General features: G+C 67.7%; 21 protein-coding genes. 3 read left to right on the top strand and 18 right to left on the bottom strand.

Going from position 1 to position 25,667, the window contains the following annotated elements; translation table 11 throughout:
• Positions 1-2: 2 nt before the first annotated feature.
• Positions 3-1,136: an acyl-CoA dehydrogenase family protein gene (locus tag ACZ5PO_RS32610; protein WP_464186756.1), complete on the top strand. Its 1,134-nt coding sequence runs from the start codon at positions 3-5 to the stop codon at positions 1,134-1,136.
• A gap of 145 nt (positions 1,137-1,281) precedes the next feature.
• Positions 1,282-2,478, top strand: coding sequence for a CaiB/BaiF CoA transferase family protein (locus ACZ5PO_RS32605; protein WP_464186754.1), 1,197 nt, complete (start codon positions 1,282-1,284; stop codon positions 2,476-2,478).
• Positions 2,479-2,608: 130 nt separating this feature from the next.
• Here ACZ5PO_RS32605 and ACZ5PO_RS32600 read toward each other — a convergent pair whose 3' ends face one another.
• From ACZ5PO_RS32600 to ACZ5PO_RS32565, 8 genes are all read right to left on the bottom strand, one after another.
• Positions 2,609-5,653, bottom strand: a complete 3,045-nt coding sequence (locus ACZ5PO_RS32600) for a Calx-beta domain-containing protein (protein WP_464186752.1) — start codon at positions 5,651-5,653, stop codon at positions 2,609-2,611.
• A 357-nt stretch (positions 5,654-6,010) separates the two neighbouring features.
• A complete protein-coding gene (locus ACZ5PO_RS32595) occupies positions 6,011-7,741 on the bottom strand; it encodes a Calx-beta domain-containing protein (protein ID WP_464186751.1) in 1,731 nt (576 codons plus the stop codon).
• A 405-nt stretch (positions 7,742-8,146) separates the two neighbouring features.
• Positions 8,147-9,082, bottom strand: a complete 936-nt coding sequence (locus ACZ5PO_RS32590; RefSeq protein WP_464186749.1) for a DUF4436 family protein — start codon at positions 9,080-9,082, stop codon at positions 8,147-8,149.
• A 118-nt stretch (positions 9,083-9,200) separates the two neighbouring features.
• Positions 9,201-10,022 (bottom strand): TetR/AcrR family transcriptional regulator, encoded by an 822-nt coding sequence (locus ACZ5PO_RS32585; RefSeq protein ID WP_464186747.1) that lies wholly within the window; start codon positions 10,020-10,022, stop codon positions 9,201-9,203.
• A gap of 341 nt (positions 10,023-10,363) precedes the next feature.
• Positions 10,364-11,470 carry an acyl-CoA dehydrogenase family protein gene (locus ACZ5PO_RS32580; protein ID WP_464186746.1) on the bottom strand — a complete coding sequence of 369 codons (1,107 nt, stop codon included), beginning with the start codon at positions 11,468-11,470 and terminating at the stop codon, positions 10,364-10,366.
• 169 nt (positions 11,471-11,639) lie between these two features.
• The gene (locus ACZ5PO_RS32575) at positions 11,640-12,857 is read right to left on the bottom strand and encodes an acyl-CoA dehydrogenase family protein (protein WP_464186745.1); all 1,218 of its coding nucleotides are present in this window, start codon (positions 12,855-12,857) and stop codon (positions 11,640-11,642) included.
• Positions 12,858-12,890: 33 nt separating this feature from the next.
• Positions 12,891-14,027, bottom strand: a complete 1,137-nt coding sequence (locus ACZ5PO_RS32570; RefSeq protein WP_464186744.1) for an NAD(P)H-dependent flavin oxidoreductase — start codon at positions 14,025-14,027, stop codon at positions 12,891-12,893.
• A gap of 71 nt (positions 14,028-14,098) precedes the next feature.
• Positions 14,099-14,866 carry an enoyl-CoA hydratase gene (locus tag ACZ5PO_RS32565; RefSeq protein WP_464186742.1) on the bottom strand — a complete coding sequence of 256 codons (768 nt, stop codon included), beginning with the start codon at positions 14,864-14,866 and terminating at the stop codon, positions 14,099-14,101.
• A 203-nt stretch (positions 14,867-15,069) separates the two neighbouring features.
• Here ACZ5PO_RS32565 and ACZ5PO_RS32560 point away from each other — a divergent pair, with 203 nt between their 5' ends.
• A complete protein-coding gene (locus ACZ5PO_RS32560) occupies positions 15,070-15,729 on the top strand; it encodes a TetR/AcrR family transcriptional regulator (protein ID WP_464186740.1) in 660 nt (219 codons plus the stop codon).
• 59 nt (positions 15,730-15,788) lie between these two features.
• Here ACZ5PO_RS32560 and ACZ5PO_RS32555 read toward each other — a convergent pair whose 3' ends face one another.
• The 10 genes from ACZ5PO_RS32555 to ACZ5PO_RS32510 form a co-directional block, all read right to left on the bottom strand.
• Entirely contained in the window at positions 15,789-16,808 is a 1,020-nt protein-coding gene (locus ACZ5PO_RS32555) for a zinc-dependent alcohol dehydrogenase family protein (RefSeq protein WP_464186738.1), read from the bottom strand.
• 51 nt (positions 16,809-16,859) lie between these two features.
• Positions 16,860-18,062: a CaiB/BaiF CoA transferase family protein gene (locus tag ACZ5PO_RS32550; protein ID WP_464186736.1), complete on the bottom strand. Its 1,203-nt coding sequence runs from the start codon at positions 18,060-18,062 to the stop codon at positions 16,860-16,862.
• 71 nt (positions 18,063-18,133) lie between these two features.
• Positions 18,134-19,369 carry an ABC transporter substrate-binding protein gene (locus ACZ5PO_RS32545; RefSeq protein ID WP_464186735.1) on the bottom strand — a complete coding sequence of 412 codons (1,236 nt, stop codon included), beginning with the start codon at positions 19,367-19,369 and terminating at the stop codon, positions 18,134-18,136.
• A 48-nt stretch (positions 19,370-19,417) separates the two neighbouring features.
• Positions 19,418-19,753 carry a VOC family protein gene (locus tag ACZ5PO_RS32540; protein WP_464186734.1) on the bottom strand — a complete coding sequence of 112 codons (336 nt, stop codon included), beginning with the start codon at positions 19,751-19,753 and terminating at the stop codon, positions 19,418-19,420.
• Complete coding sequence (dmpG, locus tag ACZ5PO_RS32535; RefSeq protein WP_464186733.1) at positions 19,750-20,784, bottom strand: 4-hydroxy-2-oxovalerate aldolase; 1,035 nt, start codon at positions 20,782-20,784, stop codon at positions 19,750-19,752. The genes ACZ5PO_RS32540 and dmpG overlap by 4 nt, the downstream gene beginning before the upstream one ends.
• The gene (locus tag ACZ5PO_RS32530; RefSeq protein WP_464186732.1) at positions 20,781-21,722 is read right to left on the bottom strand and encodes an acetaldehyde dehydrogenase (acetylating); all 942 of its coding nucleotides are present in this window, start codon (positions 21,720-21,722) and stop codon (positions 20,781-20,783) included. The genes dmpG and ACZ5PO_RS32530 overlap by 4 nt, the downstream gene beginning before the upstream one ends.
• 11 nt (positions 21,723-21,733) lie before the next feature.
• Positions 21,734-22,516, bottom strand: coding sequence for a 2-keto-4-pentenoate hydratase (locus tag ACZ5PO_RS32525; RefSeq protein WP_464186730.1), 783 nt, complete (start codon positions 22,514-22,516; stop codon positions 21,734-21,736).
• The gene (locus ACZ5PO_RS32520) at positions 22,513-23,331 is read right to left on the bottom strand and encodes an alpha/beta fold hydrolase (RefSeq protein ID WP_464186729.1); all 819 of its coding nucleotides are present in this window, start codon (positions 23,329-23,331) and stop codon (positions 22,513-22,515) included. Before ACZ5PO_RS32520 ends, ACZ5PO_RS32525 begins: the two co-directional genes overlap by 4 nt.
• Before the next feature lie 53 nt (positions 23,332-23,384).
• Positions 23,385-24,896 (bottom strand): AMP-binding protein, encoded by a 1,512-nt coding sequence (locus ACZ5PO_RS32515; RefSeq protein ID WP_464186728.1) that lies wholly within the window; start codon positions 24,894-24,896, stop codon positions 23,385-23,387.
• Between the two features lie 142 nt (positions 24,897-25,038).
• Positions 25,039-25,440, bottom strand: a complete 402-nt coding sequence (locus ACZ5PO_RS32510; RefSeq protein ID WP_464186726.1) for a hypothetical protein — start codon at positions 25,438-25,440, stop codon at positions 25,039-25,041.
• Positions 25,441-25,667: the final 227 nt, after the last annotated feature.

The following is a 25,667-nucleotide window of genomic DNA, read 5'->3' as shown; positions in this document are numbered from 1 at the left end:
GTATGGATGGGCCCTATAGTGACGAACTGGAAGCTTTTCGCCGTACCGTGCGGGCTTTCTTTGCCAAGGAGCTCACGCCGCGGCTGCCGGAGTTCGAAGCTCACGGCCTTGACCGGTCGTTCTGGCGGGCCGCAGGCCGGGCCGGCATCCTGGGCACGGTCATCCCCGAGGCGTTCGGCGGCGCCGGGGTGAGCGGCCTGGCCGCGATGATCATCTCGGAGGAGCTCGGCCGTTCGCCCGAAGCTGCCATGACCGGCTCCTCTCTCAACAGCGACGTGCTGACGAGCACCCTGGTCGAGCATGGCACGGCCGAGCAGAAGCGACGCTGGTTCCCGGGGATCCTTTCCGGGGATCTGATCCAGGCGCTGGCTGTGACGGAGCCCCAGGCCGGGAGCGACGTCACCCTGCTGCGCGCGACGGCGGTGCGGGACGGCAGCGCGTACGTCATCAACGGCAGCAAGAGCATGATCACCAACGGCGCCAAGGCCGATCTGATCTATGCCGTCGTGCGGGTTCCCACGGACACCGGTTCGGCGCTGACCATGATCGCGGTTCCGGGCGATGCCGCGGGCGTGACGCGGCGGCGAACCCGCACCGCGGCCTTCAAGGCGTGCGACACCGGCGAGATCTTCTTCGACGATGTGCGGGTGCCGCTGGAGAACCGCATCGGCGCCGAAGGGCAGGCGCTGCGGATCTTTCGCAGCATCATGTCCACCGATCGGCTGCAGATGGCGGCGCGCTCGCTCGGCGCCGCCGAGTCCGCCTTCGACATGACACTCGACTATGCGCGAGCGCGCAAGATCTTCGGGCAGCGTCTGATCGACCTTCAGAATACGCAGTTCGTCCTGGCCGAGGTCGAGACGGAGCTGGCGGTGGGACGGGCTTTCCTGCACGGCATGATCCATCGGCTCGAGCAAGGCACGCTCACCGGTGACGATGGTGCCGCGGCGAAAATCTGGCTGCCGGAGATGGAGAGTCGCGTCGTCGACAAGTGCCTTCAGCTGTGGGGCGGCAGCGGCATGATGGAGGATATGCCGATTGCGCGGCTCTATGCGGCTTCCCGCGTGCAGCGGATCTACGCCGGCGCGACGGAGCTGATGAAGGCGCAGCTGGCGCGAAAGTACCTGTCGGCCTGAGCGCGCGCTGCCGGCGCGGAGGGGGCGTCCGCGGCGGGCGGCAGCTCGGCGTTCCCGGTCCGAGGCCGGTCGCGCCGGGCGCGAGGCTGCATTCCTCCTGGTCTGTTGATCGACGTCCGGGAAGCCATCGCTGGGGAGTATTGACATGAACGCAAAGGCGCGGATGCCCCTGGGCGGGATACGGGTGGTGGATCTCACTCAGGTCGGCCTTGGTCCTTGGGCGACGCAGATCCTCGGTGACTTCGGGGCCGACGTGATCAAGCTGGAAGTGCCCGGCCGCGGCGACCTGAGCCGCACCTTCGATCCCTACTTGACCGAGCCGAACGGCCAGAGCGCCTACTTCATGGCGTCGAACCGCAACAAGCGTAGCGTTACCATCGATCTCGACCGGCCTGAGGGGCGCGATCTCGGCCGACAGCTGGCGCAGCAGGCCGACGTCGTCGTGCACAATTTCCGTCCCGGTGTGGCGGAGCGGCTCGGGCTCGGCTACGAGGCCTTGAAGGACGCCAACCCTCGGCTGATCTACGCCTGGGGCTCCGGTTTCGGCTCGGGAGGGCCGTTGGTCGACAGGCCCGGCCAGGATTTCTTGGCGCAGTCGGTCTCGGGCATCGCCGCGCGCAACAGCGATCTGAACGGAACGCCGAAGATCCTGCCGGCCACGGTGTCCGACTACGCCGGCGCGATGCTGATCGCACAGGGGATCTTCCTTGCCCTCTACGACCGTGAACGTACGGGCGAAGGCCAATGCGTATATGTGTCATTGCTCGACACGCTGCTGTCCATGCAGCAGATGGAGGCGGTGCAGCTGATGCTGCGCGACAAGGACACGGACTGGATCCGGGACACTTTGGTGGGGATCGTCAAGACGCGCGACGGCGCCCTGACGCTCGCCGGCGTGTTCCGCCCCAATCCGCTGGCGGACATCTGTCGCGCGCTGGAGCTAGAGGATCTTTCGCAGCGGCCCGAGTTCGCCAGCCTGGCGCTCCAGCGCAAGAACAAGCCGCTGCTCTGGCCGCTGATCGAGGCGGCGGTGGTGGCTCTCACGACAGAGGAGGCGCTGCGGCGCTTCGAGGCGAACAACGTGCTGTGCTCGCCTGTCTACGACCTGCGACAGGCGCTTCAGCACCCGCAAGTGGCCTACAACAAAACCATCGTCAGCCTGGAGGATGCCGTGCATGGCACGGTGCGGGCGATCGGCTCGCCGCTGACGCTGTCGTCCGTCGCTGAACCACCCTTGCGGACGCCGCCTCGCCTGGGCGAGCACACCGATGACGTGCTTGCCGAGTTTGGCGTCCGGCCCCAGGAGATCGTGGGCTTGCGCAACTCCGGCGTCCTTGGATAGTGGGCACTGCCGATGCCGGGCACGATCGATGGCGGCATCTCATACCACCGGCGCCGACTCTTGATCGACGCCGAGAGGGTTTCGCGAGGCTTATCCAAGGGCGGAACGAGTAAACCCGTCCGCCCTCCTTTCAGATCAGGTAGATCTGGTCCATGACCTGGGCCGCTGTCGCGCCGACGATGATGACCCCGGTCATGTAGCCGGAGTCGATCGTGGTCAGCACAGTGTTGCCGTCCACGTCGACGGCAGCCGGCTTGGCCGGGCTCCAGCCTTGCAGGTAGATCAGATCCTCGCCGTCCTGGAAGTCGGTGATGACGTCGAAGACGCCAGCCGTGTTGTCGGCGACGGCGAAGTAGAAGATGTCCGCACCGGCGCCGCCGACGAGAGTGTCGGCATCGGCCCCGCCGGCCAGCACGTCGTTACCGAGGTCGCCGAGCAGCAGGTCGCTGCCGGCGCCGCCGCTCAGCAGGTCGTTGCCGGCAAGGCCCGCCAGGACATCGTCGCCGTCGCCGCCCAGCAACTGGTTGTCGCCATCGTTGCCGAGCAGCGCATCGGCGAAGCCCGATCCGACCACGCCTTCGATGCCCGTGAAGAGGTCACCGGTGGCGTCGCCGCCGAGGCCGGCACCGATGTCGAGGCGGACGGCGACGCCCGCCGCCGAGGTGTCGTAGAGGACGAAGTCGAGGCCGGCGCCGCCATCGATCCAGTCGCCGTCGCTGCCGCCGCGGAGAAAATCGTCGCCGGCGCCGCCGAGCAGCGTGTCGTTGCCGCTGTCGCCGGAGATGAAATCATTGCCGTCGCCGCCGTCCATGGCGTCGCCGCCGTCGTTGCCCAGGAGGACGTCGTCGCCGGCACCGCCCGCCATCGCATCGGCACCGCCGAGGCCCATGAGCGTGTCGGCCCCGTCATTGCCGATCAGGACATCGTCGCCGTTGCTGCCGATCAGCGTATCGGCGAAGGCCGAGCCGATCAGCCCTTCGATGTTGACGAGGGTGTCGCCGGCGGCATCGGCGCCTGCGCCCGTGCCGAGATCGAGGCGGACGACGACGCCGGCCGGAGAGGTGTCGTAGAGGGCGTAGTCGACGTCGGCGCGGCCATCCAATTCGTCGGGACCGGCTCCGCCCCGCAGCAAATCGCCGCCGGCTCCGCCGAGCAGCGTGTCGCGGCCGTCGTCGCCGCTCAGCAGGTCGTTGCCGGCGCCGCCGCCGAGGGTGTCCGGACCGTCGCCTCCCATCAGGAGGTCGTCTCCGTCCCCGCCCGACAGGCCATCGATGCCGGAGCCGCCGTACAGCGCGTCGTTGCCGCCGCGACCGACGAGTGCATCGTTGCCGTCATTGCCGAACAGCTGATTGCCGGCATCGTCGCCATACAGCTCGTCCGTGAAGCTTGACCCGATAACCCCCTCAATGCTGTCGAGAAAGTCGATGCTGGTCGGCCCGGATATGCCAAAACCCTCAGCGAGGTCGACCACGACGCCCATCTGGGCGAGGTCGTAGGAGACGAGATCGAAGCCACCGCCGCCGGAAAGCGCGCCGCTGGACCCGCCGGGCAGGACGTCGTCCCCGTCGGTACTTGCCGGCGCGTCATCGTTGATGAGCGTGCCAGTGGCCGCGAGCGTGGCGGCTCCGCCGGCGAAGGTGGCTCCCTTCGGCGCGGAAAGGACAAGCGCAAAGGTTTCGTTGGGCTCGGCGACGCCGTCCCCGAAGACGCGGACGGAGATGGTGCCGCTCGTGCTGCCGGCCGGGATGATCAAGGTGCCCGAGGTGGCCTCGTAGTCGGATCCGGCTACGGCGGTGCCGTCAGCCGTTGCGTAACTGATCTTGACCGCCGTCGAGGACGTCGCATTCAGGGTCACCGTGAATCGGGCGTCCGTGACGCCGGCGTCCTGCTCAACGATGTCGACGCCCCCGACGGAGACCACTGGCGCCAGGTGGTCGCTGACCCCCACGACAAAGACGTCCGGCTGGCCGTTGGTGTCGTCCGCAACCAAATTGCTCGCTTCCGACAGGAACGCGACATTGCTTCCGTCAGCTGAGAACGACGGCCGGTAGCTGGCGCCGTTGGCTTGGCCGCCGTCCCCGTCAACGGACAGGCGTGTGATGGCGCCGGTGGTCAGGTCCTTGATGAAGATATCGCCTTTGTTGTTCGTATCATCGGCGACCAGATTGCTCGCTTCCGAGTAGAACGCGATCTTTGTGCCATCTTCCAAGAACACAGGGTCGACACTGAACGAGTTCGCCTGAACTCCCAAGCTGCTCGTCGATACCCGCGTGACCGCGCCAGTAACGAGATCCTTGACGAAGACGTCGGACGCCTTGTTGGTATCGCCGGTGACGAGCGTGCTGTCGATGGCATAGAAGGCGATCTTGGTGCCATCCGGCGAGAAAACTTGCCAACCGCCCACATCCATGGCCGCGGTTCCGGCCGCGTTGGATGACGCGAGCGTGACGACGCCGGTCGTCAAATCCTTGACGAAGATCTGACCTCGGGACGTTGAAATCCCGTCCACGAGATTGGTGGCGACGGACCAGAAGGCGATCTTCGTTCCGTCCGGCGAAAGTACCGGATTGTGGCTCTCTGCGTTCGCCTGCAGCCCCGCTGCACCGGTTGATGCGCGCGTGACTGCCCCCGTGACCAAGTCCTTGACGAACACGTCGGTCCAGCCGTTGGTGTCGCCTGCTACCAGATCCGCGGCGGTGGAGCTGAAAGCGATCTTGGTTCCGTCCGGAGAGAACACCGGTCGGCCGAAGTTGGCCTTGATCTGACCACCGAACTGGTCCGTCGAGACGCGGGTGACGACACCTGAGCTCAGATCCTTGACAAAAATGTCGGTGTCGTCGTTGGTATCGCCGGCCACGAGATTGCTGGCGTCCGATAGGAACGCGATCTTGGTGCCGTCCGGAGAGAACACCGGATTGTAGGCGCCGCCGTTTGCCTGCTCGCCTGTGCTGCTGGTGGAAATCCGCGTGACGGCACCGTTCGCGAGGTCCTTGACGAAGATGTCCGGCCGACCGTTCGTATCGCCGTCCACCAGATTGGTGGCATAAGATAGGAAGGCAACCTTGGACCCGTCCGGCGACAATGTCGGGGCATAGCTGCCGTCGTTCCCCTGGCCGCCGGCGGAATCGGTGGACACGCGCACGATTGTGCCGGGCGCGTTCTCAGGCATTGACATGACATGACCTCCCGCCGTCGCGAGGTCGGCGATGTTGCGAGATGCAGCGAAAGCGGAGAACTGGCGTGATTAGGCCGCTAGGCGGCGAGCATGCGGGCCGTATTGCGCAGGATCAAATTATCTTTCGTCGAACATGATCCGGCGAAGCTCCGCATAAGGTCGTTCGTTCCAATCGCATGCCACCCGACGGTTTCCGGACGGCCTAAGCGAGACAGTAGCGGCCGCCCGATTGCCGTCAAGCCGGAATTCGCGCGCGGATTGTCCTCGCTCTCCTCGTGAGGCGCCGCAGTCACACGTGAGGAACGAGGGGGCCTCCGTGCAGGTGTGTGCCCCGTCGGCCCGTCGGCCAGCCGGATCTCAGACGAGATGGACCTGGTCCATGACCTGGGCAGCCGTCGCGCCGACGATGATGACCCCGGTCATGTAGCCGGAGTCGGTCGTGGTCAGCACGGCGTTGCCGTCCACGTCGACGGCGGCCAGCGTGGCCGGGTTCCAGCCGATCAGGTAGATCTGGTCCTGGCCGTCCTGGAAATCGGCGATGACATCGAAGACGCCCGCGGCGTTGTCGGCTGCGGCGAAGTAGAATTGGTCGGCCCCAGCGTCACCGTAGAGCGTATCGGCTCCTGCGCCTCCGAGCAGCAGGTCGTTGCCGTCGCCGCCGAGCAGCAGATCGTCACCCCCGAGGCCCGAGAGCGCATCGGCGCCGCCGTTCCCGATCAGTTGGTTGCTCGCGTCGTTGCCGAGCAGTGTATCGGCATACCGTGATCCGACGAGGCCTTCGACATTGGTCAGAATGTCGATGCTGTAACCGCCCTCCAACGCTACGCCAATGTCGAGACGGGCAACAACGGCGGAATCGTAAAGGGCGAAGTCAAAGCCCGCTCCTCCGTCGAGCAAATCGCTGCCGAGACCCCCACGTAGAAAATCATCGCCATCGCCGCCGAAAAGAGCATCGCTGCCGGCATCACCGGAGATGTAATCTTGGCCTGCACCGCCATCGATCGCGTCATCACCACCTTGGCCGAAGATCTGATTGTCGAAATTGTCGCCCGCCAGTTGATCGCCGAGGCGCGATCCAACGAGCCCTTCGATACCGGTCAGCACGTCGCCGGTGGCATCGCCGCCGAGCCCGGCGCCGATATCAAGCCTGACGGCGACGGCCGAGTCAGAGCTGGTGTAAGTCGCGAAGTCAAAGCCTGCGCCGCCGTCAATTCTGTCGCCGTCGGCGCCGCCGCTCAGCGTATCGCTGCCATCGCCGCCGTAAAGGATGTCAACTCCAGCGCCTCCGAACAGAATATCGCTGCCCTTGTCGCCAGACATAAAGTCGTTGCCATCGCCTCCATACAACCCGTCGTCGCCGTCATTGCCGAACAGCTGATTGTCGGCTGAATTGCCAATCAGCTCGTCATTGAATTTCGAGCCGACTACACCCTCGATTCCGTCGAGCCTCTGCACGAACGTGAGGCTTGCTCGGTCACCGATTATACCGTAGCGATCAAGTTCAAGTGCGACGCTCGCGGCGGCGAAGTCGTAGGTGACGAAGTCGAACCCGTCTCCGCCGTCGAAGTTACCTTGGGTGCCCCAGAGAACATCGTCGCCAGCGCCGCCGTAGATGCTGTCAATGCCGCCGCTGCCGCCGTAGAGAATGTCATTGCCTCCCCCGCCGGTGATCGTGTCGTCCCAGGCGCTGCCGTAGATCGTGTCATCGCCATCGCCCCCGACAAGTCTGTCGTCGTCGCGGATCGTGACCGTGGCCGTCAGCGTCGTGGCTCCGTCGGGGAACAAGGCGCCGCTCGGGTCCGACAGAATGACCCCGAACGTCTCGTCGTCTTCCTTGAGTTGATCATCGACGATTGGGATGAACACCTCAGCGCTCGTCGTACCCGCGGGAATGGTCAAGATGCCCGATGCTGCCTCGTAGTCCACGCCGGCCTTCGCCGTGCCGTCGACCGTCGTGTAGGCGATGGTCGTTGCAACAGGTGCAACCTTATCCAGCCAGGCGATAAGACGGGCGAAACGGGATATCTCTTGGCCGACCCCGTCAACAGCCGTGACGACCGGTGCGGCGGAGGGGACGCGTTCATCCATCGTGGGCAAATTTCTGACTCCTGGCAGATCAAGCATCTGCCGGCTCTATGCTGGCGAGAGTGCGTGCGAATTTTCAGGTGAGCGTGGCTTCGGCCGACCTCGAGAGGTCGAAGACAACTACGAACGACATCGATGGAAGTTCAAAGCTAAAAGTAGACTATGAATCTTTCCATCTCTCCAGCATTCGCCAGTCTCCAATATAGGTCCGCTCGCTTGTCGCCGTCTGCAGCCGCCATGTTGCATTCCGACAAGGATCAGGACCATACCGGCCCAGCGGTTGCCGTCAAGCCATGGCTCGCGTGGCGATTGTCGTGATCGCCTCTGTGCGGCAGCACAGTCACAGTCGGAGCAATAGGGGGTCCGATGGCCGCGGCGGGATGATCGGCACGCTGTCCGCCACCGCCCTCACGGCGGCGAGCCGCGGCGGACCCAGGCGGCGATGAACAGCGACAGGGCGATGACAGCGCCGGTCTCGGCCCAGAAGAAGACGAGCACGTCGGCGCGGATGCCCAGCGGCGGCGTGCCGGGCAGGGCGTTGCGCAGCGCCGGCAGGGCGAACACGATGGCGCCCATGGCGCCGACCAGGGTGGCCTCGATCTTCCGGACGCCGGCGAAGACCAGGCCGCCGATGGCGAGCGCGCACAGCGTGAGCACCACCATCGCGCCGTAGATGGTGATGCTGAAGAATTTCACCGCTCCGGTGCGGCGGATGCTGAAGCTGAGCTTCCGCTCCCGCGGATCGGCCGGCGCCAGCTCGTGGCCACGAACGGTGAAGCCGAGGATGCCCTCCCACATCCTGACGCGGATCGGCAACGCCGCCTCGTTGCCGTCGGCGGCTTTGCCGACGACGCTCAGATGCACCGACGAGGTGAAGCGGTCGAGGGGGTAATACCGGATGCTGCCGTTACTGAGATCGAAGTTGCGGGTGACCTCGGGGAGGGGCTGGCTGGCTTGGATTGGGATGTGCTCGACGAAGGCGTCGCGGTGGATGCGCAACACCAGGTCGCGTTCGGCAACGGCCGCACGTGGCTGGCCGCCGGCCGGAGCAGGCAGCACGCTGATGCGCAGCTGCATCGTCTCTTGCGGAGAATCGACTGCCACGGCCTGCAGGTAGAGCACGAGCGCGGCCTCGCCGGGCGGCGCGCCGAACTGCGCCTCAACCGGCTCTTCCGAGATGTCGAAGCGCTGCAGCACCACGCCGTAGCCGATGGCGCAGACCACCAGGAGGGCGGCCAGCAGCAGGACGCGCCGCAGCTTCGCCCCCGCCGACCGATCCGTTCCCGGGGGCTGAGCCTCGCGCCCGGCCTCGCCCGAAGCTGCTTCCCTGACGGCCCCGCCCATCGCCTCACGCTCATCGCCGGATCGTTCGGCGCCGCTTACCACGTCCGGCTGGCGTTTGCATGGCGCGCAGGGCCAGCCGCGGGCCACCGCAGGCGCGACGCCACCGCCAGTGCCAGGCTCACTCGCGCGCCTTTCGGCGCCTCGCCGCGCTCGCCCGCGGCGGAGCAATGGCCAGCCGATCGTCGCGGGCCGCATCGCCGTCGGCGACGTGCCGGGCCAGGTAGCTGCCGATGATCTCCCGCCACACCCCGTAGAGATGCGCAAATCGCTCCGGATCGTTGTCGATGAAGGTGCGGACGGCAAAGCCGCGGACGACGCTGAGCGTCAGCGTCAGCACGTCACGGGCGACATCGCGGGGGATGCCGCGCGCCACGAGGGTGTCGAGCCATGCCGCCTCCACGGCAAAGCGGCTGGCGCGCGATGTCTCATAGGCCTCGCGGCGCACATCCTGAACGTCCGCATCGCCCATGGCCACGGCCAGCTCGACGAAAAAGAAGTCGCTGAAGAAGAAGTAATGGGCATCGTCGATGACCCGGGCGATGGGGTCGTCGGAGGCCTCCGCCTGCTTGGCGCGATGCTTGCTGTGGAGCGCGAAATTCTCGTTCAGGTGGCCCAGCGCCGCCACGAACAGGTCCCGCTTGGTCGGGAAATGATGGAGCTGCGCGCCCTCGGACACACCGGCGAGCTCGGCCACCTTGCTCGTGCGCAGCCCGCTGAACCCGCTCTTGCGCAGGATCTGGATCGCGGCGTCGAGCAGCTTCTTCTGCGTGGCCTCGCTCCGCTCGGCCTGCGTGCGGCGGGGGCGGGCGGTCGCGGCGCGCACCGTCGCCGTGTCGGCGCTCTTTACTTTGGATTTGGAAGCGTTCTCGATACGGGTGGCGGCGGCGGCCGATCGTGACTTGGAGGCAGGCTTCGCCGACACGGTATCAGACTTCGACATAGACATTCCCGTTGACCGCTCCGGGTGGCGAGCGGCCAAGCATGATACACCGCGTCGCCGCGGCTCCGGCACGTCATGCCAAATCGCGGGAAGTCCCGCAAACTGCACGTCGGCGTCCGCCCGAGAGCCTCTCGGTCGGCGCAAACGGCGCTTGCGGGCCATCCGAACGAGCGGAAATATCCTAACGGCTGCGGTCGCTTAGCCCTTCTCCGGTGGAAGCGGCCGGACGGGCCCCGCCGCAGCCGGCGGCCGGGCCGGGATCACCGGCGCGGCATATGTCAGATTGTCGCACGAATTTCATGCGCGGTGCACAGGTTTGAGCGATTCTCGAATAGTGGACCTCAAGCCGCCTCGCGCTCGAGCTGCTGGACGATCTCCTCCCGTTGCTGTGCCGGCGGTCCGAGCAACTCCGCGTTGCAACGAGCCCGCTTGTAGTAGAGGTGGTTCTTCATTTCCCAGGTGAAGCCGATCGCCCCGAACACCTGGATGTTCCGGTAGGTCGCGTCGCGATAAGCCTCGCTGGCGTAGCTCTGGGCCATGGCTGCCGCGAGCGGCGCCCGGGGATCGCTTTCGGTCAGCGCCCACGCGGCGTAGTGCACGGCGGCGGCGGCACACTCCGCCTGGCCGGCGATCTCGGCCAATTGATGCTTGATCGCCTGGAAGGCGCCGAGCGGCCGGCCGAAGGCCAAGCGTTCCTTGGCGTAGCCCACCGCGTCGTCCAGAGCCGCCCGCGTGCCGGCCGCGCTCTCCGCCGCGAGCACGAGGTAGAGACGGTCCCGCACCCAGGGCCAGGTGTGATCGTCGCTGCCGGTAAGCAACTCGCCGGGCACGTCGGCGAGGGTCACGGTGCCGACCTGGCGCGTGACGTCGCGCCAGTCGAGCAAGGTGACGGAGACGCCGGCCGCCTTGGCGTCGACGACGAAGAAGCGCGTCGCTCCGCCGACACGGGCCGCGACGATGATCTGGTCGGCGGCGGCGGCATCTACGACGTACCAGGCCGTCCCGGTCAGCCGGTGGCCGCCGCCGGCGGCTGTCGCCGTCACACCGTCGCCGATACCGCCGTCCTGGCCGGCCACCGCCAGGGCGAGCTTGATCTCGCCGCCGGCGACGCGGCCCAGTAGCCGCGAGCGCTGGTCCTCGGAGCCGGCCTTCAGCACCGCCCAGGTACCGGCGAGCGTGCCGAAGAAGGGGGAGGGGGCCAGCGTGCGCCCCATCTCGCCGACGACCATGGCGAGGTCGATATAGCTCATGCCGAGCCCGCCGTAGGCCTCGGGCACGATGAGCGAGGGCCAGCCGAGCTCGGCGATCTTGCGCCAGAGCGGCTCGTAGGCGGCCTGCGCGACCGTCGCCCCCGGAACGAGGAGGGGCTTCAGGTCGACTTCCTTGTCGAGAAACACCTGGGCTGCGTCCCGCAGCGCCAGATGGTCGTCGCTGAGCGTGAAGTTCATGGGCGTCTCCTTGCGATGGCAACGGGGCCGGTCGAGCGGGGTCGCTCGCCGTCCGCTGGAGCATTTCGCCATTGGATGGGATCATCCAATGGCAGAGAAATGCTCATAACCTTTTGAATCTGGAGCGCTTCCTCCGCGATTGGGTGAGCCCACCCAATCGCGAAGCGCTCTAGCGTTCGGCCGCGGCGCGAGGGCCGGTGGCCTGCTGCCTGTTGATCTGGTTGAAGGGGGTGGCGGCGGTGGGATCCAGATCCCGCGGCAAGCCCAGGATCCGTTCGGCGACGGTGTTCTTGAGGATTTCCTGGGTGCCGACGCCGAGCGTCGCCGCCGGGCTGAACCAGTAGGCATAATCCCAGTTGTCGAACAGTCCGTACGGCTTGTCGGGCAGCGGCAGCACGTCCCTGTCCTTGATCATGCCCGCGGTGCCCTGGCTGCGCTTGGCCAGATCGCTCAGGCGCTGGCCGTGCGGCGAGGCGATCATCTTGCCGAGATTGCCCTCGACGCCGGCGGGCTTGCCGTTGATCTTGTTGCTCAGGTGCCGGTAGGTGAGCAGGCGCAACAGCTCGCCCTCGACGAACAGCTTGGCCGCCTCGTCGCGGATCAGCGGGTTCTTGATGCGACCGGTCTTGATCAATCCGTCCATGAGCTCGCGCGCGGTCGGGCCCGACCCCCACACCGCCCCCGGCATGGTCATGCCCTGGCGCTCGGTCTGCAGCTGCTCGACCACGATGCGCCAGCCGTCGCCCTCCTGGCCGAGCCTGTTGGCCGCAGGCACCCGCACGTCCTCGAGAAAGACCTCGTTGTACTCGTTCACCTCGCCGCTCATGTCGACGATCGGACGTACGGTGACGCCGGGGGTCTTCATGTCGATGAGGAAGACGGACAGGCCCTTGTGCTTGGGCACCGAGCTGTCGGTGCGCACGACGATGACACCGATCTGGGACAGATCGGCGTGAGAGTTCCAGATCTTCTGGCCGTTGATGATGTAGTCGTCGCCGACCCGCCGCGCGGTGGTGCGGAGATTGCCGAGATCGGAGCCGCCGGAGGGCTCGCTGAACAGCATGCACCACCGCTCCTCGCAGGCGAGCGCCGGCGGCAGGAAGCGCTGCCGCTGCTCGTCCGTGCCCCAGGTCAGCAGCGACTGGCCGCACTGGTTGAGCCCGATCGGATTGACCCGATGCGGATGGGTGATGCCGGCGCGCTCAAGCTCCTCGTCGAGAATGAGCACCAGCTCCGGCCCCGCCGACAGCCCCCACGGGGGCGGCCAGTTCGCGGCTGTCCAGCCGCGCTCGGCGAGCTGGCGGTAGGTGGGCTTCGGATTGGCCTCGAGCCAGGCGCGGATGTCGATGCGGCGCGGGTCGTCTTCGCCGGGAAGGTTGAAGTCCATGATGGCCTCTCGTTGTTTCAAGCTGACGTTGTTTCAAGTTGACAAGGTCTGCACGCGCTCGAGAGCTACGGCGTAGTCTTCCATGAATTCCTGCACGACACTGCGGGCGGACTTGATGCCGTCGAGCATCCCGACGCCCTGGCCGACGTAGTAGTTGACGAGCTGCCGGGCGCTGTCGTTGCCGGCTTCCGCCGCCTTCGTGGCCCGCTGCATGACGGCCGCCGTCAGCATCGGCTGGAACGGCATCTGCAGGTAGCCGGGGCTGTCCGGCTGCTCCCAGGCCTCCGTCCAGGCCGAGCGGAGCTGCCGTGCCAGTTTGCCGGAGCTCGCGCGCGAGCGCACCGTGTCGCGGGATCTCGCCGCGACGAACTTCTCGCGCATGACTTGGGAAATCTCGGATTCCACCGTCGGCAACCAGACCGAGCCGGTCCAGACACCGTCGGCGCCCATGGTCATGGCCGCCGCCATCTGGCGGCCGGTGACGATGCCGCCCGCCGCCAGCACCGGCGTGTGCTTGCCGCCGACGCCGGCGAGCGCCTGGATGACCTCGGGCACCAGCACCATGGTCGAGACCTCGCCGCAATGGCCGCCCGCTTCGGTGCCCTGCGCGACGATGACGTCGACGCCCATCTCCACCTGGCGCACCGCATGCTCGGCGGAGCCGACCAGCGCCCCGACCGGAACGCCCGCCGCCCGCCCGCGGTCGATCATCGACTGCGGCGGCAGGCCGAGCGCCTGGACGATGAAGCGGATCGGGTGGCGGAACGCCACGTCCATGCATCGCTCGGCGGTATCGTGCATGAGGCCCACGGCGCGGTCCTCGTCCGACGGCACGGTCGAGTGGGGATCTATGCCGTGCTTGACGAGAAGGCTGTCGACGAAGGCGTGATGCTGCGGCGGAATGCGCTGCTTGAGCCTGCCGCTGGTGAGTCCCTGCTCGTGCTTGATGGACATGTTCTCGGGAATGGCGAGATCGACGCCGTAGGGCTGGCCGCCGATCCGGTCGTCGATCCACCGCAGCTCGGCCTCCAGCTCGTCCGGGCTGTAGCCCACGGCGCCGAGCACGCCGAAGCCGCCGGCCTTGCTGACGGCGACGACGACGTCGCGGCAGTGGCTGAAGGCGAAGAGCGGGAAGTCGACGCCCAGCAGGTCGCAGACGGGTGTCTTCATGGTGGTTTCCTCCCTCGATCAGGACCGGCGGCGCGGACCGGGCCGACCGCGCGCGGCGCAACCGTCGCGGCTCAGGCCTGTGTGCGGTTTCTCGTGCTGGCGGCGGCCTTGCCGTGCGCGAAGTGCTGCGGCCCGAGCTGGGCCATGTGCGCCGCGGCGCGGCGGCGTTCGAGGGCCAGCGCATCGGCCAGATCCATGCCGTAGCCCTCGTCGATGAGCTGCTTGTAGGCCAGCATCACCTGCCGATCGGCGTCGGCGAAATCGCGGGCGAGCCCGAGGGCTGCGGGCATCAGCTCGGCGGGCGCCACCACGCGGTTGACCAGGCCGAGCTCGAAGGCGCGCTCCGCCGTGATGAAGTTGCCGGAGAGCGAGATCTCCTTGGCGCGCTGCGGCCCGATCTGCCGCGCCAGGCGCTGCGAGATGCCCCAGCCCGGCAGCAGCCCGACGCGCACGTGCGTGTCGGCGAAGCGTGCCGTGCGCGCAGCGATCACGACGTCGCAGGCGAGCATGATCTCCATGCCGCCTGTAATGCACAGGCCGTTGACCGCGACGATGATCGGCTTGCGGCAGCGCTCGATGGCGACGGCCGGGTTCTCGTCGGCCGCGGCGGGCCCCTCGCTCAGCCGTTCCGCCTCGGTCAGGTCGAGCCCCGCCGTGAAGGCCCGCTCACCGGCGCCGGTGAGCACGATGGCGCCGACGTCGTCGTCAGCGTCCAGCGTCGCGAGAGCCGCGTGCAGCTTGCGGCGAAGCTCGACCGACAGCGCGTTGAGCTTCTCGGGCCGATTGAGCGTGAGCACGGCCACACCGGCGTCGCGCTCGACCAACAGAATCTCGGCCATCGTTCGCTCCTCCTTCCCCGGCTGGCTATGCGCTCGAGCGGGGATCGCGCAGGCGCGCAGCGCCGCAGCTGTGGCCGCCCGCATGGTGGGGCGATCGCTTCCTCCCGCTGCTCGTCGGCAGCATGCGCAACGCTATAAACTTATTTATCGGAAAGCAAGTTAATGATTTGGTGGAGGGCGAGGCGAATGCTACCTTCGCGCCTATGACCAGCATCACTGCGCCGTCCCCCAAGCGCCGTACCCAAGCCGCCCGCCGCGAGCAGTCCGACCGGCGCATGCTGCGGGCGGCCGCCTACCTGATCGGGCGCCGGGGCCTGCATGTGACCACCCTGGCGGAGATCGGTGTGAGAGCCGGCTACAGCAGCGGCCTGCCGGTGGTTCGCTACGGCAGCAAGCTCGGGCTCGTCGACGCGCTGCTGGAAGCGATGGACCGCTGGTGCGAGACGACGGTCGCCTCCATGACGGAGGGGCGGCAGGGGCTCGATTCGCTGAAGGCGCGGGCGGAAGCGTACATCGTGGGCGCGCGCACCATTCCGGACGGTGCCGCTGCCTTGCAGACCATCATCGTCGAGGCGCGCTATGCCTTTCCCGAACTGCAGCCGCGTATCGAGGCGTTCCTGGAGCGCTGGCGCCTCGGCTTCCGCGACGACCTTCTCGATGCCCGGCGCCTCGGCGAGGTTCGCGGCGACCTCGACTGCGAGGCCTACGCCAATCTGATCCTGGGCGCCATGCGCGGCATGACCATCGGCCGGTTCGGCGAAGAGCTGCGGGAGGTGCAGCGCGAGCTGCCGCCGCTGCTGTGCGAGATGGTGCGCCAGCCGGCCGGAGCCGGGCCCGACACGCCGCCGAAGCGGGCCGGTTGAGCCCCACGGCGTCGGCAGGCGGCGATGCGTGGACGGACGCGCGAGAGCCGAGATCATCGTCATGCGTCGAAATCGATGCATATCTTGCCGAAATGGCTGCCCGAGCGCATCGCTGCGAATGCGGCCGGCACGTCGATGAACGGGAACACCTGATCGACAACCGGCCTCATGCCATGGTGCTCGATGGCCCTCACCATGTCGTCGAAATGGCTTCGACTGCCGACCGAGATGCCGAGGAGCCGCAGGTTCTTGCCGAAGATCGCGGGCATCAGGAGCTCCTGTGATCGTCCGCCGAGCACGCCGATAATGAGGATGTTGCCGCCGGTGCTGGCGGCGACCAGCGATTGGTTGATCGTGCCCGCGCCACCGACCTCGACGATATGGTCGACGCCCTTTCCGCCGGTCAGCTCGAGGGCCGCCTTGCCCCACTCCGGCGTCTCCCGGTAGTTGATGGTGTGATCGGCGCCGAGCCGCCTGGCGCGCTCCAGCTTGGTGTCGCTGCTGGACGTCGCAATCACCGTGGCGCCGTGCATCTTGGCGAACTGCAGCGCAAAGATGGAGACGCCACCGGTTCCCTGCACCAGCACGGTGTCGCCGGCCTTGAGCTGGCCTTCCGCCATCAGCGCCCGCCATGCCGTCAGGGCCGCGCACGGCAGCGTGGCTGCTTCCAGCGGCGAGAAGCCGGCGGGAGCGCGGCTGACGGTCTCTTCGCCGGCGACAAGGACCTCCTGCAGCACGCCCGGTGCGGCCGCCGCCCCGCGCGCCCGGATGCGGTTCTCGGCGGTGGGCGGGCCCTCCACCCAGTCGAGGAAGAAGTTCGGGCAAACGCGATCTCCGACCTGGAAGCGCTTCACGCCTTCACCGATCGCGACCACGTCGCCGGCGCCGTCCGACAGGGGGATCTGCGGCAGCCGGCCGAACGGCGTTTGATTGGTGACGATCACGTAGTCGCGGTAATTGATGGCGCCGGCGCGCATGCGTATCGCGATCTCGCCTGCCGCGGGCGGGGCCGGGTCGGGTTGCGCGACCAAGCGCAGGTGATCGATACCCCAGCCATCCTGGACTTGCCAAAGCCTCATGCCGCTCTTCCATTTCGCTGGTGAAAGGCATCCGTCGATGTGGTGCGGATATCAGCTGGACCTGATGAGCCCGTCGGCGCGCAGGCGCTGGAGGTCCTCCTTCGATGTGCCGATCTCGGCCAGGACCTCGTCGGTATGCTCGCCGAGCTTCGGCGCCCGCCGCTGCAAATCGAGCGGCGTGCCGCCGAAGGCGGCGAAGAAGTTCAGTAGCCGGATCGGACCGAACTCGGCATCGTCGATATCGAAGTAGGTCTTGTTGAGCTTGACCTGCGGATCCTCGAAGAACGACGCGAGGTCGTTGACCGGGGCAAAGGGCACCTCGTGTGCCCGGGTTGCCGCGATGAACTCGGCGGTGGTGAGCCGCTCGATATCCTTGGCCAGTTCCCCGTTGAACTCGCCGACGTTCACGACGCGATCGGCCGGCCGCGCGAAGCGCGGATCGTCGAGCAAGTCCGTCCGGCCGAGCGCGCGGCAGATGCCTTTGAACTGGTTGTCGAGCAGCACGATGCCGATCACATGGCCGTCCCGCGTGGCGAAGACGCGGTACATGTCGCGCGGTGGAGTGACGGGCGCGTCGGGGTTCAGGAAGGTATTGTTGTGAATTTGCTCCTGGAGGACGAAAGCAGCCCAGGCATCGAGCATTTTCACGTTGACCCGCTGTCCGACACCGCTGCGTTCTCGCGCCAGGAGGGCGGCGAGCGTCGCCATCGCGGCCGACATCGCGGCGATCTTGTCGACGAGCGGGGCGCGGACTGCGGCCGGAGGCCCGTCGCCGCCCTGGGCCGGCATGAATCCGGTCAGCCCCTGGATCACCATGTCGTAGGCCGGTTGATCCCGATAGGGACCATCGTCGCCGAAGCCGTTGATCGAGACGTAGATCAGCTTGGGGTTCAGCGTCTTCAGGGCCTCGTAGCCGAGGCCCAGCCGATCGGCGACGCCAGGACGGAAGTTCTCGATGAGCACATCGACCTCAGCCGCCACCGCCTTGACCAGGTCGCGGCCCCGTTCGTCCTTCATGTCGACGGCGGCGCTGCGCTTGTTCCGGTTGAAATGCTGAAAATACGCGGCGACGCCTCGGTAGACAGGCGCAACCGTGCGCAGCATGTCGCCGCTCGGCGGCTCCAGCTTGATGACGTCCGCGCCGAGGTCCGCCAGGATCTGCCCGGCCATCGGGCCGGACACCATGGTGGACAGATCGAGCGCTCTGATGCCGACACATGGGCCTGAACGGGCCCGCTCGCGCGTTTCCGTCACGTCGTCCTCCCCGATTAGGCTGTCGTTCTTGGCTCCGGAGCCGGGCCCGGCCGTGGCGGCAATGGCCATGGTCAGGACCTGCCGCCGCCGATGGCGATGGGCGCGCCGAGGGGGCTCCAGCCCGTCCCGTTGAACTGGGCCAGCTGGAGGGCGTGGTAGGCGAGGTAGTCGGTGGGCGAGTTGTAGACGGAGATGCCGTCGAGCACCATGGGCGGCTTCATGATCTTGAGGCTCGTCGCCTGCTTGAGCAGGTTCTCGCGGCTCAGATCGTCGCCGCACTGCTTGAGGACCTGCGTGATCATATAGGCGTTGATGTAGCCCGGCACGGTCGTATTGTCCTCGATATTGTGCTTCGGCAGGTAACGGTCGAGGAAAGCTTTGTAGTCCTTCACATCCGGGTCGTTGGCCGTGATCGGATCGGTGGGGATCTTCTCCCAGCGGCAGGTGATGACGCCCTTGGAGTTCTCGAGGCCGGCCGGAACGAGGGTTGCGCCGATCGCCGAGGCGACGCTTGCCAGCACGTACATCGGCTTCCAGCCGATCTCGCCGGCCTTGCGGATGCCTTGGGCGGCAAACTTCGCGGTGGTGAACTGGCAGAACACGTCGGCGCCGGCGGCGCGAAGCTCGACGATCTGGTGCTCGATCGTCGGCTCGGTCAGCTCATGGCTGATTTCCTTGATGATCATCGTCGCGGCCGAGGCACCGAGGCCCTTCTTCAGGCCGCGCACGAAGTCCCGCCCCAGATCGTCGTTGATGAACTGCACGGCGATCTTGGCGTTGGGCCGGTTTTGCAGGATGTACTTGCCGTAGATCTCGCTCTGGTCCACGTAGGTCGGATAGAAGGGAACGATCCACGGGAAGTTCTTCGGGTCGTTGAAGCGTTCCGCTCCCGACGTGAGGAACAGGCTCGGCACGGCCTTGGAGTTGAGGTATTTCTGCACCGAGGTGTTCGGCGCCGTGCCGAGGAAGCCGGCGATGGCGAAGACGTTGTCGGATTCGACCAGCCGGCGCGTCTGTTCCAGCGCCTTGGGAGGATTGTAGGCGTTGTCGAGCGAGATCAGGTTGATCTTGCGGCCATTGATGCCGCCATTGGCATTGACCATCTCGAAATAGGCGCTCTGGGCCAATCCGTAGACGCCGAAGCCCGACGCCGGCCCGCTGTAGGGCGAAGTGGTGCCGAGCTTGATCTCCGTATCGGTGACCCCGGGGCCGTAGCTCTTCGCCTCCGCCTTGCGCGGGCCGAGTCCGTAGAGCGCCGCAGCGCCGGCGCCGAGAAGAAGCTTACGTCTGTCGAATCTCGCGGTCATCTGGTCTTTCCTCCCTCCGCAGGACGTTTCGTCCTTGTCGAGCCGAGCTCAGTCTTCGATGTCGATAAATCTGATCAGGTTTCCCGCCGGGTCGGCGACCGCGACCTCGTCTCCGTGGGACGAGCGCGCCGGCACTGCCTCGCCGGGCAGGAAGCCGCCTGCGACCAGGTGGGCGAGCAGCGGCCGCAGGCCATGGACGTGGAAGGCGAGGCCGGTCGCCCGCGCGGCGCCGTCGGCGCGCCCCGGCACGATCGCCAGGGTGTGGCCGCCGACGGCGAACACGTCGTCCGCATCCGGGGCCAGCGCCAGGAACTCGCGATAGAAGCGCACCGTGGCGGCGATGCGGTCCGGCGGCGCGAACAGGTGCAGCGCGTCCGCCGTCATGGCTCTGCCCCGGCTGGCGCCTCCGTCTGCCGGGCGAGATCGAGGGCGACGTCGACGATCATGTCCTCCTGGCCGCCGACCATGCGCCGCCGGCCGAGCTCACCCAGGATGGTGCGGGCGTCGATGCCGAAGCGGCTGCTCGCCGTCTCGGCGTGGCGCAGGAACGAGGAGTAGACGCCGGCGTAGCCGAGCGAGAGCGTCTCCCGGTCGACACGCACAGGCCGATCCTGCAAGGGCCGCACGAGATCGTCGGCGGCGTCCATGAGGCGAAACAGGTCGCAGCCGTGGGCGAGGCCGGAGCGGTCGGCGGCGGCGACGAACGCCTCGAGCGGCGTATTGCCGGCGCCGGCCCCCATGCCGGCGAGCGAGCCGTCGACGCGCACTGCGCCCTCGTCGACGGCGACCAGCGAGATGGCGACGGCGAGCGACAGGTTCTGGTGGGCGTGAATGCCCACCTGGGTCTCCGGCCGCAACGCCTGCCGGAGCGCGCGGACCCGCTCGGCGGCACCGGTCAGCGTCAGGGCGCCCGCCGAGTCGGTAACGTACACGCAGTGCGCGCCATAGGCCTCCATCTGCTGCGCCTGGCGGGCCAGCCCGGCCGGATCGTTCATGTGCGCCATCATCAGGAAGCCGGCGACGTCCAGGCCCAGATCGCGCGCTGCCGCGATGTGCTGCCGGGCGATATCGGCTTCCGTGCAATGGGTGGCGATGCGGACGGAGCGAACGCCGGCGGCGGCCGCCTCGCGCAGGTCGTGGATGGTGCCGATGCCCGGCAGCAGCAGCGTGGTGAGCCGGGCCTGGCGGAGCACGGAGGCGGCGGCCTCGATCCATTCGAGGTCGGTGTGGCGCCCGAAGCCGTAGTTGAAGGAGCTGCCCTGGAGCCCGTCACCGTGGGCCACCTCGATCGCATCGACGCCGGCCCGATCGAGCGCCTCGGCGATCCTGCGGACATCGTCGAGGCCGTAACGATGGCGGATGGCGTGCATGCCGTCCCGGAGCGTCACATCCTGGATGTAGAGGCGCGCGCTCATGCGGCCGCTCCCAGCGTAGGAGCCGCGGCGAGGCGCTCGGCGGTCGCGAGCGCGGCCGAGGTCATGATGTCGAGGTTGCCGGCATAGGTCGGCAGGTAGTGCCCGGCACCTTCCACCTCGAGGAAGACACTGACCTTGAGGCCGTCGGAGACGAGCCCGACCCCGGGGATGCGCAGCGGGTCGTTGTGGCCGATGGGCTCGAACTGCACCTCCTGCTTGAGGCGGTAGCCCGGCACATAGCCTTGCACGCGCGCCACCATCTCCGTGATCGACCGGCTGAGCGCTGCCGTGTCCGAGGTGCGGGCCAGGCAGAACACGGTATCGCGCATGATCAGCGGCGGCTCGGCCGGATTGAGCACGATGATGGCCTTGCCGCGGGCGGCGCCGCCGACCGACTCGATGGCCCGCGCCGTGGTTTCGGTGAACTCGTCGATGTTCTCGCGCGTGCCGGGGCCGGCCGATTTCGAGGCGATGGAGGCGACGATCTCCGCATAGGGCACCGGGGCGACGCGGCTGACCGCGGCGACGATGGGAATCGTCGCCTGGCCGCCGCAGGTGACCATGTTGAGGTTCGGCGCGTCCGCCAGCGCATCGAGATTGACCGGCGGCACGACGTAGGGGCCGACGGCGGCCGGCGTGAGGTCGAGCACGCGCTTGCCGTCGGCGGCGAGGATGGGGGCGTGCCGGGCGTGCGCACCGGCCGAGGTGGCGTCGAAGACGAGCGCGATGTCGGCGTAGACCGGCGCGCGCCGCAGGCCCTCCAGGCCCTCGTGCGTGGTGAACACGCCCAGGCGTCGGGCCCGCTGCAGTCCGTCCGAGCCGGGGTCGACCCCCACCATGGCGGCCATCTCGAGGGCCGTGCCGTGGCGCAGGATCTTGATCATCAGGTCGGTCCCGATGTTGCCCGACCCGATGATGGCGACTTTGATCTTGCTCATCCCCGTCCTCGTCAGCTGAAGCGCACGCCGACCGGCCCGAAGCCGGAGATGCGCGCTTCGTAGGTCTCGCCCGCTGCTGCCGGCGCGACGGGGCCCAGCGCTCCGCTCAGCACCACGTCGCCGGCCGCGAGAGGGGCCCCCGCGCTGGCCATGGCGCGGGCGAGCCAGACCGCGGCCAGCAAGGGGTGGCCGAGGCAGGCGGCGCCGGAGCCGATCGAGACCACGGTGCCGTTGCGGGTCATGGCCATGCCGCAGGCTTCCAGGTCGACGTCGGTGATGCGGCGCGGCGTGGTGCCGAGCACGAAGCGGGCGCTGGAGCCGTTGTCGGCGATGGTGTCGAGTATGCTGATCTTCCAATCGGCGATCCGGCTGTCGACGATCTCCAGCGCCGGCAGCGCGAAGGCGACGGCGCGCATCAGCTCCGCCATGGTGGTGTCGGGCCGCGGCAGGTCGCGGTCGAGGACGAGGGCGATCTCGGCCTCGATGCGCGGCTGGATCAGTGTGGCCGCCGGGAGCTCGCCACCGTGCGGGATTTCCATGTCGGCGAACAGCGCCCCATAGTCCGGCTGATCGACGCCGAGCTGCTGCTGCACGGCCTTGGAGGTCAGGCCGATCTTGCGGCCCACCAGCCGGCGCCCCGCGGCGAGGCCGCGGCGCGTGGTCTCCGCCTGCACGGCGTAGGCGGCCGCGAGATCGCCGGCCGGCAATTCCGGCGCGATCGGCGGGATCGGCCGCCGCCCGGCTTCCGCCGCGAGCAGCCGGTCGGCAAGAGCCGGTGCGAGGTGCACGTTCATGCCCGCCCCAGGAAATCGGCGACGAGGGCGTTGAACTCGTCCGCCTTCTCCCATTGCGCCCAGTGCCCGCACTTGGGGAACACGTGCAACTGGGCGTTCGGGATGCTCTTCAGCAGCAGGAAGCTCGAATCCAGGGGCACGACGCGGTCTTCCCGGCCCCAGACGAGCAGGGTCGGATGCTTCAGGCTAGCCAGATCCTCGCGCCACAGGTCGCCCCAGACCGGCCGGTGGAACACGGAGTTCGACTGCAGGTCGGGTCGGCTCGCCGCCTTGAGCCGCTCTTCGAGCAGGGCAGGGGTGATGCTCGAGGGATCGAAGACCAGATGGTCGATGACCGCCTTGAGCTTCTCCATGCTGGGGCCGCTGCCCAGGAAGAAGCTGCGCATGCGTTTCAGCCCCTCGGTCGGCATCGGCGTGAAGACCGCCTGGCTGCCGCCGGTGCCCATCAGGATGAGCTTGCGGGCGCGCTCGGGCGCACGCAGCGCGACGTTGAGAGCGGTGCCGCCGCCCATGGAATTGCCGACGAAATCCGCGCTCTGGACGCCGATCGCGTCCATGAAGCCGCGCACGAACTGGCCCATGGCGTCGAAGACGGCGCCCGGCGCGAGCTTGTTCTCGGTCTCGCCGAAGCCGGGCAGGTCGGGCACGATTGCCCGATACCCCTTGGACAGGGGGCCGACGTTTCTGCGATAGTTGCTCAGGCCGGAGGCGCCGGGGCCGCCGCCATGCAGGAAGATGACCGGGTCGCCTTCGCCGATATCGTAGTAATGGGCCTTGATGCCGTCGAATTCGACGAATTTGCCTTCGTAATCCACCTGAGCTCTCTCCACTGTCAGTCTCCGCTGTGATGTCTCGTGTCGACGCGGCGCTAGCCGGCGGCGGCAATTCTGTTGAGGTAGGCTTCGCGGACTTTCCGCTTGATCAGCTTGCCGCTGACCTCGCGCGGCAGCTCCGCGTAGAACTCGAAGATCCTGGGAAGCTTGTAGCGGGCCAGCCGTTTGCCCATGTGGGCGAGCATGCCGTCGATCGTTGGCGGCGCGCTCGCATCGGGCTCGACCGCAGCGACGAGCGCTTCGCCGAACTCCGCGTCCGGCACGCCGAACACCGCGCAGTCCCGCACGCCCGGGCAGGTCACCAGGACGTTCTCGATCTCGGCGGGGTAGATGTTGACGCCGCCGGAGATCACCATGTCGCGCCTGCGGTCGCAGATGTAGAGAAACCCGTCGTCGTCGACGTAGCCGACGTCCCCGCAGGTGATCAGGCCGTCGCGCTCGACCTGCCGGCGCTGATCCGGCAGGCGATGATAGGTGAAATCGGCGTAGGCCTCGGTGCGCAGATAGATCTCGCCGACCTCGCCCGGCGGCAGACGGCGGCCCTCGTCGTCGTAGATGCGAACGGTCGTCCCGGGCATGGGGCGGCCGACGCAGCCGCGGTGATCGAGCCATTCGGCCGAGTCGCAGCCGACCGCGGGGCCGGTCTCGGTAGCCCCATAGGTCTCGTGGAGGACCGGCCCCCACCAGGCGATCATCGCTTCCTTGACGTCGACGGGGCAGGCGGCACCCGTGTGCGTCACCCAGCGGATCGACGACAGATCGTAGCTGTTGCGGGTGGCCTCGGGCAGCCGCAACAAGCGGACGAACATGGTCGGAACCATGGTGAGATGGCTGATGCGGTGCCGCTCGATCGTCCGGAGAAGGTCTTCGGCGTCGAATTTCGTCTGCAGCACCGTCAGCGCCGCATGCTGAAAGGCCTGGCGGGCGAACGCGCCCGGCGAAGCGTGGTAGAGCGGGCCGCAGACCAGCGCCCGCATGCCCGGCGTCACGCCGTAGATCTCTTGCAGCAGGCGCGCGTTCGCTTGCACCTGCTCAGGTGCCATCGGGCCGCGGCGCACGCCCTTGGGCCGTCCGGTCGTGCCCGAGGTGTAGATCATGGTGCCGCGCGGCGCCCGCGGCGGCGCCGACCACTGAGCATGCCCGTCGCGGAACACGGCCCAGGATGGTGCGGCGCCGTCCTGCGTACCGTGCGTCGCGGGCTCCGCGGGGACGGTGAAGGCGGGCAGGCCGTCGCCGATCGCGGATCGCGCCCGTGCGATGAGGTCATCGTCGCCGACAAGGGCGCGCGGCGCCGCATCTGCTAGAATATAGGCGATCTCGTCCGCAGTATTGTGCCAGTTCAGCGGCACGACGTAGGCGCCGAGCGCGTTCGCCGCCTGGAAGATCTCGAAGTAGACGGGGTCGTTGCGGATGAGCAGCGCGATGCTGTCGCCCTCCCGCACGCCGATGCCGTCGAGCGCCGTCGCGGCGCGCCGGCCCTGCTCCACCAGGGTCTGCCGCGGCACCGTGCGATCACCGGCGATGACGAGCTGAGCAGTGGCATCCATCGGATTGTCCTGCGGTCACCTCCAACGCGTCCCATTCGGGACGCGCTGCGGATACAAGAAAGCGGAGCATGTCTGTCCGATCGGACGAACCCGTCCGATCGGGGCATGGCCCGGTCGTGCTGTCCGACGCCCGGGCCGGACGTCAGTCGAAGGCGATGTGCGATGTCGCCCGCGCTGCGGGCAGCGAGACGCTGTCGATGGCCTCGAAGGCCTCGGCCGAGAGGTCGATCTCGGCCGTGAAAGTCATCGGATCCATGTGGCCGCTGAGGACATCGGGGAACAGCCAGCCGACCTGCGCCAGCACGCGCGGGCCGGCGCGCAACTCGACCAGCAGGGGATCGGCGCCGCACGACCCCCGGCCGCTCTGGTAGCCGTCGCCGATGCAGTAGAGCTCGAGCCGGCTCTGGCCCGACGACGCGCGTTGCACCGCGATCTCGATGTCGAGCAGGCCGAAGGCCGGGTTATCGCGGCCGCCGGTCTCGTAGAAATACACATGCGGGATGCGGCCGTAGCGGCTGCGCCCGGCGTCGAGGTCGATCGGCACCTGAGCATCGGGCCGCCCCGGCGTGCGCGGCGGAATCGGGCCGAGCAGGCACAGCTGAGGATAGGATCGGCACTCAACTATATTCACTGCAACGGCATGCGCGTGCAGATCGAAAGCCGGTCGCAAGGCGCTCTGCAACAGCTTATCCTCCCAAGATATCAGTCGAAATCGACTTCGGCGGCTATCCGTTCGAGCGGGGCTCGAGCACCCCACATCCCGCTTTACAA

Source organism: Chelatococcus sp. KU-N122 (assembly GCF_055391085.1).
This window is presented reverse-complemented; position numbering and strand designations above follow the sequence as displayed.